Source organism: Gaoshiqia sp. US2, from assembly GCF_059705485.1.
This window is the reverse complement of record NZ_AP048550.1, coordinates 5,482,719-5,498,882: the sequence shown is the minus strand read 5'-3', so window position 1 is coordinate 5,498,882 and position 16,164 is coordinate 5,482,719. Positions and strand designations below refer to the sequence as shown.

Here is a 16,164-nt window from a genome sequence, read left to right as displayed (position 1 = left end):
GCTTAATTGTCGGTTGCTGTTTTATTGAATGCTTACCATTCTTTGATCTTGATGTTTCTGAAATGAACGATACTGCCGTGGTCCTGTAACAGTACATGCCCTTCCGGCCAGACTCCGAAGCCTTCGATCTCTTTGAATTTGCTTTCGGCAATTCTGGCCTTGAAATCCTCGCTTCCACGTTCATATTCGAGTATTTTTTTACCGTTCAGCCAATGCTCCACCTGGTTATCGCGGCTCACGATCATACTTTCGTTCCATAAACCCAGCGGGCTTGGGCGTTTATTGGGAGAAGCCGGATAAATTTCGTATAACGAACCGACGGTATGATAATCGTTGGGCTGCATTTTCCCTTCCAGCATCCAGGCGTGGTTCCGATCGTCCAGAATTTGGTACTCCAGCCCGTATCCATAAGCTTTATGGTTGCCGATACCTTCATGCACATAATATTTGAGGCCGCTGTTCCCTCCTTTGGTCGTCATCTTCCATTCCCATTTCAGGGTAAAATGGCCATACTTCTTTTTGGTAATAATATCGCCTTCGCTTCCTGATTCAGCACCTCCCCGGCCGTTGGCGATCAGTTCTCCGGTTTCAATTTTCCATCCTGTTTCGGGGAAGGTGTCCTGGTTGATACCCCGCCATTGACTGGTTGATTCGCCATCGAATAAAAGTTGCCAGCCCTCCTTTTGTTCTTCGGCACTCAACGCGTTTAAAGGAGTCGCATATTTTTGTCTGAAGTTTTTCCAGGCTTTGCTGCTTTTTCTCAAATAATCCTCCGGCGATCCTTTCAGCTGGTAACACTGGATGCCGATAAGGCCCCGGTATCCTTTATCGGCCAGGTATTCAACGACGCGGTAAACATCAAACGTACCTTCGCCCAGCGGTTGTATGAGTTGGTCCCAATCCATCTGTCGGGTGTCGCCGCCGTCGGCGCCCGAGACGGATACGGCAAAAAGTTTTGGCAGCACGAGGTCGATCACGTTCGCGAGGTTTTCTTCCGTGTCGGTTTTCAGGAAGTGGCAGAGGTTGAAGACTGAACCGACATTGTCGCGGTTTGTTTTTTGTGCCAGACGATACGAATCCTCCGCTTTTTCGGCCAGAAAATTCACATGATGATATACAGCAATCCGGACTCCGTACGGCTTCGCCAGGTCAGCCAGCTCCTGTAAAACAGGAACAACCAACTCATCGGCAGCTTCATCCGACGGCTTGAATTTTTGGGAATGAATATGGCACCAAAGTATCATTCCCGTTCCCTTCAGTTGGGGAATGACTTCTTTCCATTCGGGCAGGTAGGGCTCCGGCTGGTCGATGTCTATTTTCAGATAATCGGCATAAATTTTTAATCCCTGCTTTTGAAGGGCTCCGTTTAACTCCATGATTCCGGAAGTTTCGCGATGCTCCATGCCGTCAAACCCCAGTTCTTTCAGCAATAAAGCCTGTTCTGGAAATGACATGGGCGCGATTTCCTGCTTGTTAAACGCATTGTTGAACACAAAAACCGGGTTCTTCAGTTCCTTTTTATGGTTTGTGGTTGTGCAGGCCATGCCGGCCAGAAATAAGATTAAAAAGCCAATCAGTGATTTCATTTGGTATCGATTTAATATTTTCCGTATTCCTGAAGGGTATCCCACATGGCCCAGAAGTTTTCGGGCGAAACGTCGTCCTGGACATTGTGTACCGGCGCAAAAACAAACCCGCCGCCGGGTGCCATGATGTCGATAATCCGTTTCACCTCGTCGGCTACCTGCTGCGGCGAACCGTTGTTCAGGGTCGATTGGGTGTCGACTCCGCCGCCCCAGAAGGTGAGTACATCGCCAAAGTCGCGTTTCAGGCCAACTAAATCCATTCCTGTTGCGGTAAACTGCACCGGGTTCAGGATGTCGAGTCCGGCATCGATCAGGTCGGGGAGGATTTCGCGGATGGCGCCGCAACTGTGCATAAATATTTTCACATGAGGCAGGCGTTTTTTTACATGCGAAAAAATGGTCTTAAACCGTGGGATGACCATTTGCCGCAGGGTATCCGGGTCGATGATGGTGGCGCTTTGCGAGCCCAGGTCGTCGCTTTCGGAGATCAGTTGTATTTTGTGTTCGTTGCCCGTTTCAACGGCCCAGTCGATAACTGCATCCCAGTAACGGATTTTATCTTCCACGATGATGTCGAACAAGGCTTCAACACCTGCCGGGTCGAGCATGGTGTCGAGATACCAGTTTTCGTAATCCCGGATGCGAAGGCTGTTTTCGGTCAGCCCGGCGGTATTCCGGTCGGCGATACCACAAAAATCGCCAACGTTTACAATTTGTTCGTCAAGGTATTTCCGAAGAATGGAGACATAAGTATCCCAATCGGGTCGCGGCAACAAATGCAGTGATCCCGAAAGCGTCTCTGCATTCCCGATGGGCGACGAAATCAGGTTGAAATAAATATCTTTCCCTTTCTCGTATCGCCAGTTGCAGCCATAAAAGTCGGTCACCTCGGTGATGTCGGCCGAAATCCGCCGGGCGTTCCGGTAATCGGGGATCCGTTTGGCGCCCACGCGGCGCGTATCCGATTTCAGTAAGCGCAGGTTTTCTTCACCCGGCGTGATGATCTGTTGGATTGGATCGATCTCGTCGTCGCCAATTTCGCACGACAGCCCACGGTGTTGCATGGCCCGCAGATAGGCATTTTTTGTAATGGCGGTTACGGTTGTACCGGCCAAATCGTACGGAACCCGGTCGGGTTCCTGATGGTTTATACTTTTGAGGATTCGTTCGCGGCTATTCATCGGTCGGATTTTTAAATATGAACAGATTCAATTTTCGGTACCAGCAGGTGGACAATCAGTAAAGCGATCAGATACCCGCAACCTGCTACGGCAAAGGGGATGGCATACCCGTCGGTGCCAACATGCTGAAGTATTTTTCCAACGCCAAAAGCCACGATGGCGCCACCAACGGCCCCGGCAAAACCTCCAAAGCCAGCGATCGATCCGGTTGCTTTCTTCGGAAAAATATCCGACATCAGACTGAAAACATTGGCCGACCAGCCGCAATGCCCCCCGGCGGCCAGGGCAATCAAACCGACGGCCACCCACAAGTGGGAAGTGTGCGGGACCATCATCACCGGGACGGCAACCAAACCGCAGGCCAGCAGGCCCAGCTTCCGTCCTTTGTTAAGGCCGAGGCCCATTTTCAGGAATTTAGACGACAGCCAGCCCAGAAAAATACCAATTGCCCACGAAGCCAGGTAAATGGTGAAAAACGGCAGGCCGATATCTTTCAGGTTGACGCCGAATCTTTCGTTCAGGAATTTTGCACCCCAGAACAGGTAAAACCACCAGATGGGGTCGGCCATAAATTTGGCAAGGGCAATTGCCCAGGCGCCGCGGTGCGGGAGAATGTCTTTCCAGCCCACGCGTTCGTTGTTTTCCTCCTGGCCGCTGTCTGAATTTATATACTGAAGTTCTGCTTTCGAAACCCGCGGGCTTTGTTCGGGCCTCCGGAAATATTTTAGCCAGAGCAGCGCCCAGATCAGACTGATTGGGAACGTCCAGAGGAAACCCACCCGCCAGTTGTCGAAACTGAGTACAAGCGCCGGGATGATGAGCGGCGAAAGGATGGTCCCCATGTTGGCCCCCCCGTTGAAAATACCGACGGCGAGCGCGCGGTCTTTCTTCGGAAACCATTCGGCCACCGCTTTTATGGCCGAGGGAAAATTTCCGGACTGCCCGATGGCCAGGCTGAAACGCGCCACGGCAAAACCGACCCACGAGCGGGAAAGCGCGTGCCCTAGGGTGGCCAGGCTCCAAATCCCGATCGACAGAAGGTATCCTTTCCGGGTGCCGATTCTGTCGATGATCTTTCCCATCAGGATAAAACAAATGGCATAGGCGATCATGAACACGCTGTTGATGATACCGTATTGCTCTTCCGACCAGCCAATGCTTTTTTGCAGGTCGGGAGCCAGAATGCCCAGCGCCGAGCGGTCGATGTAGAGGATGGTGGTAGCCATGAAAAGCAGGGACAGGATGACCCAGCGAAAGTTGGTTGGCGTTTTTTTCATTTCAGTTTTGTTCGGTTCGGTTATTTTGTCGGTTTTGATGATTGAGTTATAACGAATTCCGGATAATGACCTCCGGATTAAATAATTCGGTGGTTTTTACCGGCTTGTTTATGAACCGCGAAATGGATTCACCCATTTTGGCAAAATCGGCGCTCACCACTGTGATCCCGTTCCGGATGATCTCTTTCATGGGTGTTTCGTTATACGAAAGTATGCCCAGTTCGCTCCCGAGACGAAGTCCCGTTTCTTCTCCTGTTTTGATCAGCGAAATCAAATCGCGGTCCTCGATCACCCAAAACGCGCAGGCTTTTGAAACCAAATCGCGGGTTAACCTGGGTTCAACCCGGTGAGTGATGTTGTTTTCGGTGCAGAATTCCGTAAATGCAAGCTTTATTTCCGCGGGATGCCCTTTCCCCGGAGGAAAAACCAGGATAAATCGCTCGTATTTAGCCAGATGAGTTTTCAGCTTTTCCAACGATTTTTTAAGGCCTGTATAAAAATCCTGGCTGATCGCCGAAACGCCGTCCAATAGGGGAGGCCGAATAATCTGCAATAGTTTTTTCGGAGGTACACGCGATAGCAGCGCTTTTACCCGGGGATCGTCGAAGCCGGTAATCACATACAAACCATAGGAGCCCAGGTTTTCAAGCAGAACAGATTTAAAAATCCCGGGGTTACAGTGGTGAAAGTACAGATCGATGGTAATATCCGGATCGTTAACGCCTTCAATCAGCCGATTGTACAAGGTTTCGTGGTACGAGTAGAATCCGGTCAGGAACAGGAAAACTTTCAGTTCGCGTTTTACATTGACGTCTTTTACGTAATAGCCAACTTTGTCCTCGGCGACAATAATTCCCCGTTCTTTCAGGATGTTTAGCGCTTTAACAACCGTCATCCGGGCAAGACCGAGCTTTTGGATCAGCTTATTGACCGAAGGAAGCGGATCTCCCTTCCCGATCGCATTCGCGTCAATAGCAGCCAAAATACCGGCTACAATTCCGTCTCGTTTTGACCGGTTGCGCTGCTGTTCCGAAAGAATAAATTCAAAGATGTCAGGCATAATTCCATTCTATTCTACCATCAAATATACAATGCATTGCTTGCTAATAGATTAACGGTATAATAGAATCGATCAGGTAGAACAGTAGTTTAAAACCGGTATAAATTACGCGATAACTTTTTCCCGCCTTAAAATCCGAACCCGAAATGAATGCCGACCGATGCGTGAGAATCTTCGCGGTCGATGCCAAGGCCAATCATGGGGCCGAGGTGAAATTCGCCCAGGCGGAACTCGTAAAGTAACTCCAGGTGTCCGGACAGGCCGGTGTGTGTTTTCCCTTCTTCTTTTGCAAAGGTAAGACCGGGGCCGGCGCTAAGGGAGAGGCCTTCAATCAGCTCGTAGTTGACCAGGCTGGTCAGCGTATTGTGCGTGTGGTCATCCAGAATGGATTCATAGCCCAGGCCAATCGATACCGGACTGTGTTCGGTTAAGCGGTAATAATAATGGACATGGATACCGGGAACAAGGTTTTTTTCGTTGAAAATGCTTGTTGCGCCTGCTCCCAGTCCGATATGATGCCGGTGATGCTCGTGTCCGCCGGGGCGATGGATGTCCTGTGCATAGGTCAGCCGGGCAAAAGACAAAAGCATGATAAGAATAGCCAGTTTCATTTTTCTGATTTTTTTATTTCCTGTTAGAAACAACAGTTGATCGATAATGTTGAAAAAAAAACCGGATTTAAGGGTCCGGCTTCTGTCTGTATGAGGTAAAAACTGTTATTAATCAGGGAAATAACCGCGAATAATGCCGCGTTTTGAATCTTTCACGAAAAGCAGAATTTCATCGCGTTCCGGGGTAGCCGGCATTTCTGCTTCAATAATTTCGATGGCCTGGGTTGTATTCAGCCCTTTCTGGTAGATATAGCGATAAATGTCCTGTACTTCGCGGATTTTATCATTGTTGAAGTTCCTTCTTCGTAAGCCAATCGAGTTAATTCCGACATACGACAAGGGTTCGCGGCCGGCTTTGATAAACGGGGGAACATCTTTTCGCACAAGCGAACCGCCCGAAAGCATCACGTGCGTGCCGATGCGTACAAACTGGTGTACGGCGCTCATGCCGCCGATAATGGCCCAGTCGTCGATAATCACTTCGCCGGCCAGCTGTGTGCTGTTCACTAAAATCACATTGTTGCCAACGAGACAGTCGTGAGCAACATGAACATAAGCCATAATGAGGCAATTGTTGCCAACAACTGTTTTTCCGCGGGCAATGGTTCCCCGGTTGATGGTTACACATTCGCGGATGGTGGTATTGTCTCCGATTTCAACCGTACTGTATTCTCCTTTGAATTTTAAATCCTGCGGTATACCCCCGATGACGGCTCCCGGAAAAATTCGGCAATTTTTGCCAATACGGGTACCGGGCAGGATAGTGGCATTTGAGCCAATACGGGTACCTTCTCCGATAACAACATCCTTATCGATCGTAACAAATGGTTCAATCACTACATTGTCTGCTACTTGAGATTCAGGATGTACATAAGCTAGTGGTTGTTTCATCTTATAATTGTTTTCTTCTTATTCTGATTTTACTATTTGGGCCATAAATTCACCCTCGGCAACAATGGTTTGGCCTACAAAGCACAAACCCCGCATATTGGCGATGCCTCTTCGGATGGGTGCTGTCAATTCGAGCTTAAAGATAATGGTATCGCCGGGAACTACTTTCTTGCGGAACTTGACATTATCAACACGGATAAAGTAGGTTGAATATTTCTCGGTCCGGCTGTGTAACACGTAAAGGCCGCCGCACTGCGCCATGGCTTCAATCAGCAACACACCCGGCATGACCGGTTCGTCAGGGAAATGACCCAGAAAAAAGGGTTCGTTTGCTGTTACATTTTTAACGCCAACGATATAGTTTTCGCCGATCTCCGTAATTTTATCGACCAGCAAAAAAGGGTAACGGTGAGGCAGGCATCTTTTGATCCCGTTAATATCCAGGATCGGTTCCTGGTTAGGATCGTAAAATGGAATGGCATTTTTTGCTTTCTGACTCAGAATTTCCTTTTTCAGCAGCTTGGCAAATTCGGTATTCACCGTGTGCCCGGGCTTGGTCGCGATAATGCGCCCTTTGATTCGCATACCGGCAAGGCTCAGGTCGCCAATCACATCGAGCAGCTTATGGCGGGCGCATTCGTTATCGAACTGAAGGTCCAGATTATTCAGGATACCCTGGCTTTCGCTCACCTCAACACGCTTGTGGTTAAACAGGTCGGCCAGGCGGTCCAGTTCGTCCTGTCCCACTTTCCGGTCGATAATCACAATGGCATTGTCCAGATCGCCGCCTTTCACCAGGTTATTTTGAAGCAGAAACTCCAGCTCGCGCAGGAATACGAACGTCCGGCAGGTTGCAATTTCTGTTTTAAAGTGTTCGATTTGGTCGAGCGAGGCAAACTGGTTGTTTAATACGCTCGAGTTGAATGAGATCAATACATTCAGCCGGTAATCATCGTCGGGGAGGGCAATGATCTCGGAGCCGGTGCGGGGATCTTTGTAAACAAGTTTTTCTTTGATGATCAAATATTCCCGTTCAGCATCCTGTTCAACCAGTCCGGTTTTTTCAATTTCTTCCACATAATAGCGGGCGCTTCCATCGAGGATGGGCATTTCCTGATTATCCACTTCAATCAGCACATTATCCAGATCCATCCCGATCAGGGCGGCCAGTGCATGTTCTATCGTGCTCAACCGTGCTTCGCCTTTGGCAATGACCGTACCGCGCGAGGTGTCAACCACCAGCGAAGCGTCGGCTTCAAGAATGGGTTGATCCGGCAGGTCAATACGTTTAAACTTTATTCCGTGATTTTCGGGGGCGGGTTTAAAAACAGCTTTTACCAGGCAGCTGGTATGTAAGCCTTTTCCGCTCAAGGTGAATTCCCCGGCTAACGTTTTTTGTTTTACTGTCATCCGATCTTGTTTATCCGAAGCTATTCTTCGTTCAATTTTGTTTTCAAGGTTTTCATCTCTTTTTGCAATTCAATTAACTGGTCGCGCATCTCGGGTAACCGCCGGTAAACCACAAATGCTTTTACCGCTTTTTCGTGATCCATAGCCGGTGCGCCTAAAACGGTTTTTCCCGCTTTAATGTTGTTGCTAACCCCTGCCATAGCGCCGATTTTCACGTTGTCGCCAATTAAAAGGTGGCCGGCAATGCCAACCTGCCCTGCAAACATACAATTTTTTCCGACTTTTGTTGATCCGGCAATACCGGTCAGGGCGGCCATAACCGTATTTTCACCAATTTCGCAATTGTGTCCGATCTGGATCAGGTTGTCCAGTTTCACCCCTTTGCGAATGATGGTCGACCCCATGGTCGAGCAATCGATGGTGGTGTTGGCGCCTACTTCAACATCGTCTTCGAGAATGACATTCCCGACCTGTTGTATCTTTTTATACGATCCGTCCCCGGTTGGGGCAAAGCCAAAACCATCGGATCCGATCACTGCTCCGGCATGAATGATGCAATTGGAGCCGATCACGGTGTCGTCGTAGATTTTGGCGCCGGCATAAATTATCGTATTGTCGCCGATTTTCACGTTTTGCCCGATAAAAACCTGCGGGTAAATTTTTACCTGGTCGCCGATTTGGCTGTTCGAACCGATATACGCAAAAGCGCCGAGATAAATTTTCTGGCCGACCGTTGCTGATGGATCGATAAACGAAGGTTGTTCAATGCCTTGTTTTTGAATTTTTGTTTGCTGGTACAACTCCAGTAAGGAAGCCATCGCCTGGTAGGGGTCGTCGACCCGGATTAGGGTGCAGGGTACCGGCTGTTCAGCCACAAAATCTTTACGAACCAAAACAATCGAGGCTTTGGTTTGATAGATGTATTTCTCATACTTGGGATTCGCCAGAAAAGCTAAGGTTCCCGGTATTCCATCCTCAATTTTTGAAACATTGCTCACGCTAATATGTTCATCGCCTTCAACTGTACCATTCAGAAAATCAGCGATATTAACTGCTTTAAATTCCATATAAATTTTCTTGGCGCCGTGCAAAAATAGGTTTAAATTACTTAATGTCCAATTCTTTCGGATAACAGATAAAATATTTTCTGACCGGCTGTGACAGACTTGTTAAATTGATATCCGATGCCACGTTTATTTCACTCACTTTCCCGTTCTTAAACAGAATATTAATCCGGTCGTCGTCTGATTCGTACGCGCTGTTTGTAATTGAATCCTGAACCAGGAAAAAACCGGTTTCCGTTTCATCAACATCAAAGCGTTGTCTGATTTTTTCCCGGATTGTCCGGATCGTTGCTTCGCTGTACGGTTGGTTTTTCAGTTTAATCCGGTATAATTTCCGGTTGATCAAACACCCGGCCAAATAAGAGAGTACTTTATCGTCTTCGTATTGCCATTGCTTGATGGAAGCGATCACATCGTTGTCGTCGATCTCGGCAAAAATGGAAAGCAAAGGCCGTCCGTAATAGCTCTGACCGGATTGAAAATGGTCGATGGTGATTTTATTTTGCAGAAAAACCGATAAGGCGGGAGTGGCAAACAGTTGTTTCCCGTTCATGACAAGTTCTTTGGCCCGTTTCAGGATATTCACCAGCAGGTATTCGGCCGATAAAACCGTTTTGTGCAAATAGACCTGCCAATACATCAGACGACGGGCAATCAGGAACTTCTCGATGGAATAGATTCCTTTGGCATCAACCACCAGTTCATCATGCCTGACATTCAGCATTTTGATGATCCGGTCCGAGCCGATGACTCCTTCGGTTACTCCCGAAAAAAAACTGTCGCGGCGTAAATAGTCCAGGCGGTCCATGTCGAGCTGACTGGCCACCAGCTGGTGCAGAAACTTTTTGTGATATTCATTTTTAAAGATCCGGATCGCCAAATCCAACCTGCCTCCAAACTGGCGGTTGAGGTCTTCCATCAACAAAGCCGAAATTCGTTCATGAGAAATGCCATCAACAATCGAATGCTCCAGGGCATGAGAAAAAGGTCCGTGGCCGATATCGTGGAGTAAAATGGCTACCGTTACGGCTTCGGCTTCTTCCCGGGTTATTTTTACCCCTTTCAGTTGAAGTACCGATATGGCCGACCGCATCAGGTAAACGGCTCCAATGGCATGTTCGAAGCGGGTATGATTGGCGCCGGGAAAAACAATCGACGATAATCCCAATTGTTTAATTCGTCGCAGGCGTTGAAAATAAGGATGTTCGATTAAGTCAAAGACGAAGTCGGATTGAATGGTGATAAACCCGAAAACCGGGTCATTGATAATCTTTTTCTTATTTGTTTTCAATCCTTTTTGCTGTGTTTGAAAGGCACAAAATTATAAAACTTTTTTAATCTGTTGTTTCATAAGCGGCAAAACCACGAAAATGAAGGAGAAAGAGTAGTGAGTAGTGAGGCAGGAGAAAGTCACAGTGTTCAGTCACAGTGTTCAGTTGCCGGTTTACTCAGGTACTTTCGCTTAGAAGTATTGCCGCCGTACGTTCGGGCGTTTGTAGAAGTCGAATTCATAGACTACCCGGAATTCATGTGTTCCCATCTGGTATTTCCAGATTTCGCGGCCAAAGGGAAATTCAACCGCATAGCCGAAACGGATATTCTGCATCATGACAAACTGAGTAATCACAGCGGCCACATTATTGGTGCGGTACATCCCCCCGATCCAGAATTTATCGAAAAACAGCAGGTTGGCTCCCAGGTCGGCCTGGATCGGCGCATCGAGCGAGAGCTTGATCATGGCCGTGGGTTTAAACCGCACCTGCCGCTGGCGGCCAAAAAAGTAACCGCCCAGCAGGTAGGCATAACGCACGTTGGCAAGGGCCGAGTAGTTGTTGCGGTTGGCCTTGAATTCGTTATGAATGATTTGGGGCATCGACAAGCCCACGTAATAATCCCGCGAATAGATTAAGCCGCCAACACCCCAGGCGGGTTGAAAATTCAGGTGCACATCATCCTGGAAGGCCGCATCGGGGTTATCGTCGGGGTCGAGTTGGTAACGGGTGAGCAGGTTGCTGTAGTTGATGATCCCGGCTTTCAGGCCCAGCCGCAGGTAAGTATGCCAGTCGAGTTTTACCTGGTAGGCATAGTTCAGGGTCATGGTCAGTTTATCCTCGTAGCCAAAATGTTCTTCAATGATATCGAGCCCCAGCGCGTTGTTGCTGTTTTTTACCGGTTTGTACATCGAGGCCGACGACACCAGCGGGGCCTTGTCTTGTCCCAGGTAGTAACGGCGCGTAAACGCCTGTATCCCGATCTTGTCCCACATGCCGGTATAGGCGGGGTTGATGGTTTGCATGCTGTTCATGTACTGGGTAAAAACCGGATCGGTGAGCTGGGCTTTGCCTGTCAGCGAAAACAATAAGCACAGGAAAGCCACCACAGGCAGGCTCCTGCCCATGTACTTCCAATCCGGTATGTTTTTCCCTTTATACATGTTTTTCAGTTTTATTAATACGAAACCATGACAAATCCCCGGGCCAGTTCGCCGTTGCCCTTATCGAGGATGTACATGTAAACGCCAGGTTCAATTTTATGCTGGGCATTTTGATGGTGTTTAACGGTTTCGCCGTTCCAGTGGGCGTCCTCGTAAGTTCCCCAGTAGCCCATGTTCCCGTATTTTTCTTTTTGATACAACAGGTATCCCTGTTTGTCGAAGATCATCAGCTTGGCATCCGGGTACCTGTTGATACACCAGATGAAGAAATAGTCGTGTACGCCGTCGTTGTTGGGCGAGAAGCCTTCGGGGATAAAGAACTTACAGTCGTCGAGCTGGCCGGAGGGCACCACTTCGAGGTTCACGAAGGCATCGTCGCAATACATGTTACAGGGGATACCGTCGTCGCACACCGAGTAGGTGAAGCGGTCTTTACCCAGGAAGCTGGCCTGTGGCGTGTACACCAGTTCGTTGTTTTCGTTGATGCTCAGCGAGCCGTGGCGCGGGTATTCGAGAATCTCGATCGTGTACGGGTCAATTTGTCCGTTCGGGTCGTAGTCGTTCACCAATACCGGCAGCGGGGTGCTCACGTTCATTTCAACCGTGTACTGGTCGTTTTCGGCTACCGGCGGCTCGTTGTCGGGCACCACCTCGAGGTGCAGGGCGGCAAAAGCCTCGCAGCCGTCGGGCGAGCTGTATTCGTCTTCGTAGTATCCGGCCTGGTAAATGGCCCGGTCTCGCCATACAAACGGCAGGTCGGTTTCACAAACGGTCAGGTCGAGGTATTCTTCCAGCTCGTCTTCGCGGATGATGTGGATGCTCAGGGACGAAACGGCCGGGTTGCAGCCGCCATCGGCCAGCAGGCCTGTGGCGGTGAGGGTGAGTAACACGTAGCCGTTACGCAGGTCGTTGGTACCGGGCAGGTAGAGCGGCCTCAGCGCAGTCGGGTCGTCGAACCGACCGTCGCCGTTGGTGGTCCACAGCAGGGAGCCGTTGTTGGAAGCCGTAGCGGCAAACAGCCTGATTTCTTCGCCCGGGCAGATGGTTTGATCGTTTCCGGCAAAGGCCAGCGGCTGCTCCGTCACGTTCACCTGGCCCAGTTGCAGGCTGTCGCAACCATGCACCGAAGTTTGAATGACCGACAGGATGAAGCTGCCCGGCTGGTTCCAGCTGATGCGAACTTCGGAGCCCTGTATGGCTTCGCCGGTATCGGGATCGGCGCCGGCGAAGTTGGCCGCGGGTATATTGGTTAAGATGATGTTTCCGGAGGCGTCTTCGAGCATCCATGCGTAGCTTGAGCCGGCTTCGCCGTTGACCCGGTAAACGCGTTCGGTCCCGGCACATACTTCGTCGACGACATCGTTCTGCCCGGCCACCACGAAGGCAGCTGCCAGAAGCGTCATTGTCAGTATGTATCGAAGTTTCATCATTTTTATCGTCTATCGTCTAATATCTATCATCTTCTTATCTCTTCTTGCGACTCGCTACTCGCTACTCGATATATCCGCGATGTAGCCGGCTTCGGGTGCACTTCCACCGTGACTTCGGCCTGCGGGTTGTTGTTTGTTCCGTATAAATCGTTCACCTGCGTGATCGTGTATGTCGTTGTTGTCGTTGGCGGCGGATCAATCGAAATCACATAGTTCGGATCATCCGTCTGGTATGTCCGGGTGTTGGTCCCGTCGGTGAGGGTGAATTCCCAGGGGCCGTTACCGGAGAGCTCAACCGCCAGGTCGAGCGGATCGCCGATACAGATGTTTTCAGCCGTCAGGATGATGGTTGGCAGCGACTCGAAGATTTCGATGCGGCCAATTTTCAGGTTATTGGTACAACCTTCGGCATCGACAGCCGTGACCTTGTAGAAATACACGCCGGCCTGGAGCCAGGTGACATTGACCACGGGGCCGGTGTTGATGCCGCCCGCGAAGCTGGCCTGCCCGTTGTTGACGGCCGTGCCGGGCACAACGGCAAAGTTGACGGTTGAGTCGTTGTAGATGTCCCAGGTATAACTGTCGCCCGGCATCTGTTCCACGCTCAGGGGGGTGGTCATTCCGATGTACACACGCGTCTCCTGGGCCGTGGCTGTTGCCACAGTCAGCAGCGCCGGAATCAGCGCCAGCGACAGACGGAATATGTGTACCAATCGGATCATTTGTCAGTTTACAGTTTTAAGTACCAAAGTGCCTGAGTAACAAAGTACCTGAGCAACACGGTGACTTCCTTCTATCATTTTCTTTCCTCATTCAACCGCCGGGGCATTAATTCATTTCCAGCCATGTTTCAATTTTTTCAATTTCAACTTTTTCATCGTGCATCTGCTCAAAGTTGGATGGATCGTTAAACCACCCAATCACCGTTTCACGTTTCAGCCTCGTTCGTTTAACCGAAGTACAGGTCAGGTAACTCGACCAGGGATATTCCAGCGGATGACTGCAAAATCCGTGATGTACCGGGTTATTATGAATGTACAGGACTACTTGTTTCAAGTAATGTTCGTTGTTAATCGGTTTTCGTTTAAACGGATGTTGAAACAGGCTGCCTGTCCGCCCAAACCTTTTATTAAAAGCCTGTGCATACGCATTAAACAGATGCGAAAACTGATTCGCCGGCTTATATCTTTTTGCCGTATACCCGCCATCGGGGTTTGCAACCGCCGACGGGGTATTGCTTCGTTCCTCCCTTTTGGAGGTCAACGACCCCGAAAGAGTTTTAACGGAAATAAACCCGATGTCTGTTTCTTCCTTTATCCTGACCAGCAAATGAAAATGATTCGGCATCAGCACCCAGGCAAACGTATCGGCCACCGGCGAAATATACTTATCGTACAATCCCAGGAAATGCTCGTAATTGTCCGCTTCCCGGAAAATGTTACAACTGTTGTTTCCCCGGTTGTAGACGTGGTAGAAATGCCCGTATGTCAATGGTTCAACCTTCATTTGTTTGCATATTCATTTTTCTCATTATACCCGCCATCGGGGTTTGCAACCGCCGACGGGGTATCGCTTCGTTCCTCCCTTTTGGAGGTCAACGACCCCGAAAGAGTTTTAACGGAAATAAACCCGATGTCTGTTTCTTCCTTTATCCTGACCAGCAAATGAAAATGATTCGGCATCAGCACCCAGGCAAACGTATCGGCTACCGGTGAAATATACTTATCGTACAATCCCAGGAAATGCTCGTAATTGTCCGCTTCCCGGAAAATGTTACAACTGTTGTTTCCCCGGTTGTAGACGTGGTAGAAATGCCCGTATGTCAATGGTTCAACTTTCATTTGTTTGCATATTCATTTTTCTCATTATACCCGTCATCGGGGTTTGCAACCGCCGACGGGGTATTGCTTCGTTCCTCCCTTTTGGAGGTCAACGACCCCGAAAGAGTTTTAACGGAAATAAACCCGATGTCTGTTTCTTCCTTTATCCTGACCAGCAAATGAAAATGATTCGGCATCAGCACCCAGGCAAACGTATCGGCCACCGGCGAAATATACTTATCGTACAATCCCAGGAAATGCTCGTAATTGTCCGCTTCCCGGAAAATGTTACAACTGTTGTTTCCCCGGTTGTAGACGTGGTAGAAATGCCCGTATGTCAATGGTTCAACCTTCATTTGTTTGCATATTCATTTTTCTCATTATACCCGCCATCGGGGTTTGCAACCGCCGACGGGGTATCGCTTCGTTCCTCCCTTTTGGAGGTCAACGACCCCGAAAGAGTTTTAACGGAAATAAACCCGATGTCTGTTTCTTCCTTTATCCTGACCAGCAAATGAAAATGATTCGGCATCAGCACCCAGGCAAACGTATCGGCTACCGGTGAAATATACTTATCGTACAATCCCAGGAAATGCTCGTAATTGTCCGCTTCCCGGAAAATGTTACAACTGTTGTTTCCCCGGTTGTAGACGTGGTAGAAATGCCCGTATGTCAATGGTTCAACTTTCATTTGTTTGCATATTCATTTTTCTCATTATACCCGTCATCGGGGTTTGCAACCGCCGACGGGGTATTGCTTCGTTCCTCCCTTTTGGAGGTCAACGACCCCGAAAGAGTTTTAACGGAAATAAACCCGATGTCTGTTTCTTCCTTTATCCTGACCAGCAAATGAAAATGATTCGGCATCAGCACCCAGGCAAACGTATCGGCCACCGGCGAAATATACTTATCGTACAATCCCAGGAAATGCTCGTAATTGTCCGCTTCCCGGAAAATGTTACAACTGTTGTTTCCCCGGTTGTAGACGTGGTAGAAATGCCCGTATGTCAATGGTTCAACCTTCATTTGTTTGCATATTCATTTTTCTCATTATACCCGCCATCGGGGTTTGCAACCGCCGACGGGGTATCGCTTCGTTCCACCCTTTTGGAGGTCAACGACCCCGAAAGGGTTAAAAAAACTGCGACTTCCTCCAGTCTCACTACTTCACCGCATACCTCTCCCGTTCCGAGCCAGAAAGCCCGGGCAGAAACCCCTGTCTGTTTGCGCCGACCGGGTCTTTGTTGAGGCCGGGGGCGCCGCGGTTGGCCGGCATCGCGGGCGGGCCATGTTTGTTTGTTGTCATTTCATTTCAGTTTTAAGTTACAAGTACCAAAGTTCCTGAGTTCCTAAGTGCCTAAGTGACAAAGTGCCTGGGTAATACCGGGCTTTCGTCGTCA

The 16,164-nt window shown here is 49.3% G+C and carries 17 protein-coding genes; all 17 read right to left on the bottom strand.

From position 1 onward, the window contains the following. Positions 1–32 precede the first annotated feature (32 nt). On the bottom strand, positions 33–1,586 hold the full coding sequence (locus tag AC6H3C_RS22135; RefSeq protein WP_497517723.1) for a 3-keto-alpha-glucoside-1,2-lyase-like domain-containing protein: 1,554 nt from the start codon (positions 1,584–1,586) through the stop codon (positions 33–35). An 11-nt stretch (positions 1,587–1,597) separates the two neighbouring features. Continuing rightward, positions 1,598–2,767, bottom strand: coding sequence for a uroporphyrinogen decarboxylase family protein (locus tag AC6H3C_RS22130; protein ID WP_497517722.1), 1,170 nt, complete (start codon positions 2,765–2,767; stop codon positions 1,598–1,600). A gap of 11 nt (positions 2,768–2,778) precedes the next feature. Next, positions 2,779–4,044, bottom strand: coding sequence for an MFS transporter (locus tag AC6H3C_RS22125; RefSeq protein WP_497517721.1), 1,266 nt, complete (start codon positions 4,042–4,044; stop codon positions 2,779–2,781). A gap of 46 nt (positions 4,045–4,090) precedes the next feature. Beyond that, a complete protein-coding gene (locus AC6H3C_RS22120; protein ID WP_497517720.1) occupies positions 4,091–5,104 on the bottom strand; it encodes a GntR family transcriptional regulator in 1,014 nt (337 codons plus the stop codon). A gap of 128 nt (positions 5,105–5,232) precedes the next feature. After that, positions 5,233–5,715, bottom strand: coding sequence for a hypothetical protein (locus AC6H3C_RS22115; protein ID WP_497517719.1), 483 nt, complete (start codon positions 5,713–5,715; stop codon positions 5,233–5,235). 108 nt (positions 5,716–5,823) lie between these two features. Further along, positions 5,824–6,606, bottom strand: coding sequence for an acyl-ACP--UDP-N-acetylglucosamine O-acyltransferase (gene lpxA / locus AC6H3C_RS22110; RefSeq protein WP_497517718.1), 783 nt, complete (start codon positions 6,604–6,606; stop codon positions 5,824–5,826). A gap of 18 nt (positions 6,607–6,624) precedes the next feature. Next, positions 6,625–8,016 (bottom strand): bifunctional UDP-3-O-[3-hydroxymyristoyl] N-acetylglucosamine deacetylase/3-hydroxyacyl-ACP dehydratase, encoded by a 1,392-nt coding sequence (locus AC6H3C_RS22105; protein WP_497517717.1) that lies wholly within the window; start codon positions 8,014–8,016, stop codon positions 6,625–6,627. Positions 8,017–8,036: 20 nt separating this feature from the next. Continuing rightward, positions 8,037–9,083: a UDP-3-O-(3-hydroxymyristoyl)glucosamine N-acyltransferase gene (gene lpxD / locus AC6H3C_RS22100; RefSeq protein ID WP_497517716.1), complete on the bottom strand. Its 1,047-nt coding sequence runs from the start codon at positions 9,081–9,083 to the stop codon at positions 8,037–8,039. Between the two features lie 37 nt (positions 9,084–9,120). After that, on the bottom strand, positions 9,121–10,371 hold the full coding sequence (locus AC6H3C_RS22095; protein ID WP_497517715.1) for an HD domain-containing protein: 1,251 nt from the start codon (positions 10,369–10,371) through the stop codon (positions 9,121–9,123). Between the two features lie 171 nt (positions 10,372–10,542). Continuing rightward, on the bottom strand, positions 10,543–11,514 hold the full coding sequence (locus AC6H3C_RS22090) for a PorP/SprF family type IX secretion system membrane protein (protein ID WP_497517714.1): 972 nt from the start codon (positions 11,512–11,514) through the stop codon (positions 10,543–10,545). Between the two features lie 14 nt (positions 11,515–11,528). After that, entirely contained in the window at positions 11,529–12,944 is a 1,416-nt protein-coding gene (locus tag AC6H3C_RS22085) for an Ig-like domain-containing protein (protein ID WP_497517713.1), read from the bottom strand. Positions 12,945–12,970: 26 nt separating this feature from the next. Next, positions 12,971–13,666, bottom strand: coding sequence for a hypothetical protein (locus AC6H3C_RS22080; RefSeq protein WP_497517712.1), 696 nt, complete (start codon positions 13,664–13,666; stop codon positions 12,971–12,973). A 106-nt stretch (positions 13,667–13,772) separates the two neighbouring features. After that, entirely contained in the window at positions 13,773–14,450 is a 678-nt protein-coding gene (locus AC6H3C_RS22075; protein WP_497517711.1) for a transposase, read from the bottom strand. Next, on the bottom strand, positions 14,447–14,785 hold the full coding sequence (locus AC6H3C_RS22070; RefSeq protein WP_497517710.1) for a transposase: 339 nt from the start codon (positions 14,783–14,785) through the stop codon (positions 14,447–14,449). Before AC6H3C_RS22070 ends, AC6H3C_RS22075 begins: the two co-directional genes overlap by 4 nt. Further along, positions 14,782–15,120, bottom strand: a complete 339-nt coding sequence (locus AC6H3C_RS22065) for a transposase (protein ID WP_497517709.1) — start codon at positions 15,118–15,120, stop codon at positions 14,782–14,784. The genes AC6H3C_RS22070 and AC6H3C_RS22065 overlap by 4 nt, the downstream gene beginning before the upstream one ends. After that, positions 15,117–15,455 carry a transposase gene (locus AC6H3C_RS22060; protein WP_497517710.1) on the bottom strand — a complete coding sequence of 113 codons (339 nt, stop codon included), beginning with the start codon at positions 15,453–15,455 and terminating at the stop codon, positions 15,117–15,119. The genes AC6H3C_RS22065 and AC6H3C_RS22060 overlap by 4 nt, the downstream gene beginning before the upstream one ends. Further along, positions 15,452–15,790 (bottom strand): transposase, encoded by a 339-nt coding sequence (locus tag AC6H3C_RS22055; RefSeq protein ID WP_497517709.1) that lies wholly within the window; start codon positions 15,788–15,790, stop codon positions 15,452–15,454. The genes AC6H3C_RS22060 and AC6H3C_RS22055 overlap by 4 nt, the downstream gene beginning before the upstream one ends. Between the last annotated feature and the right edge of the window lie 374 nt (positions 15,791–16,164).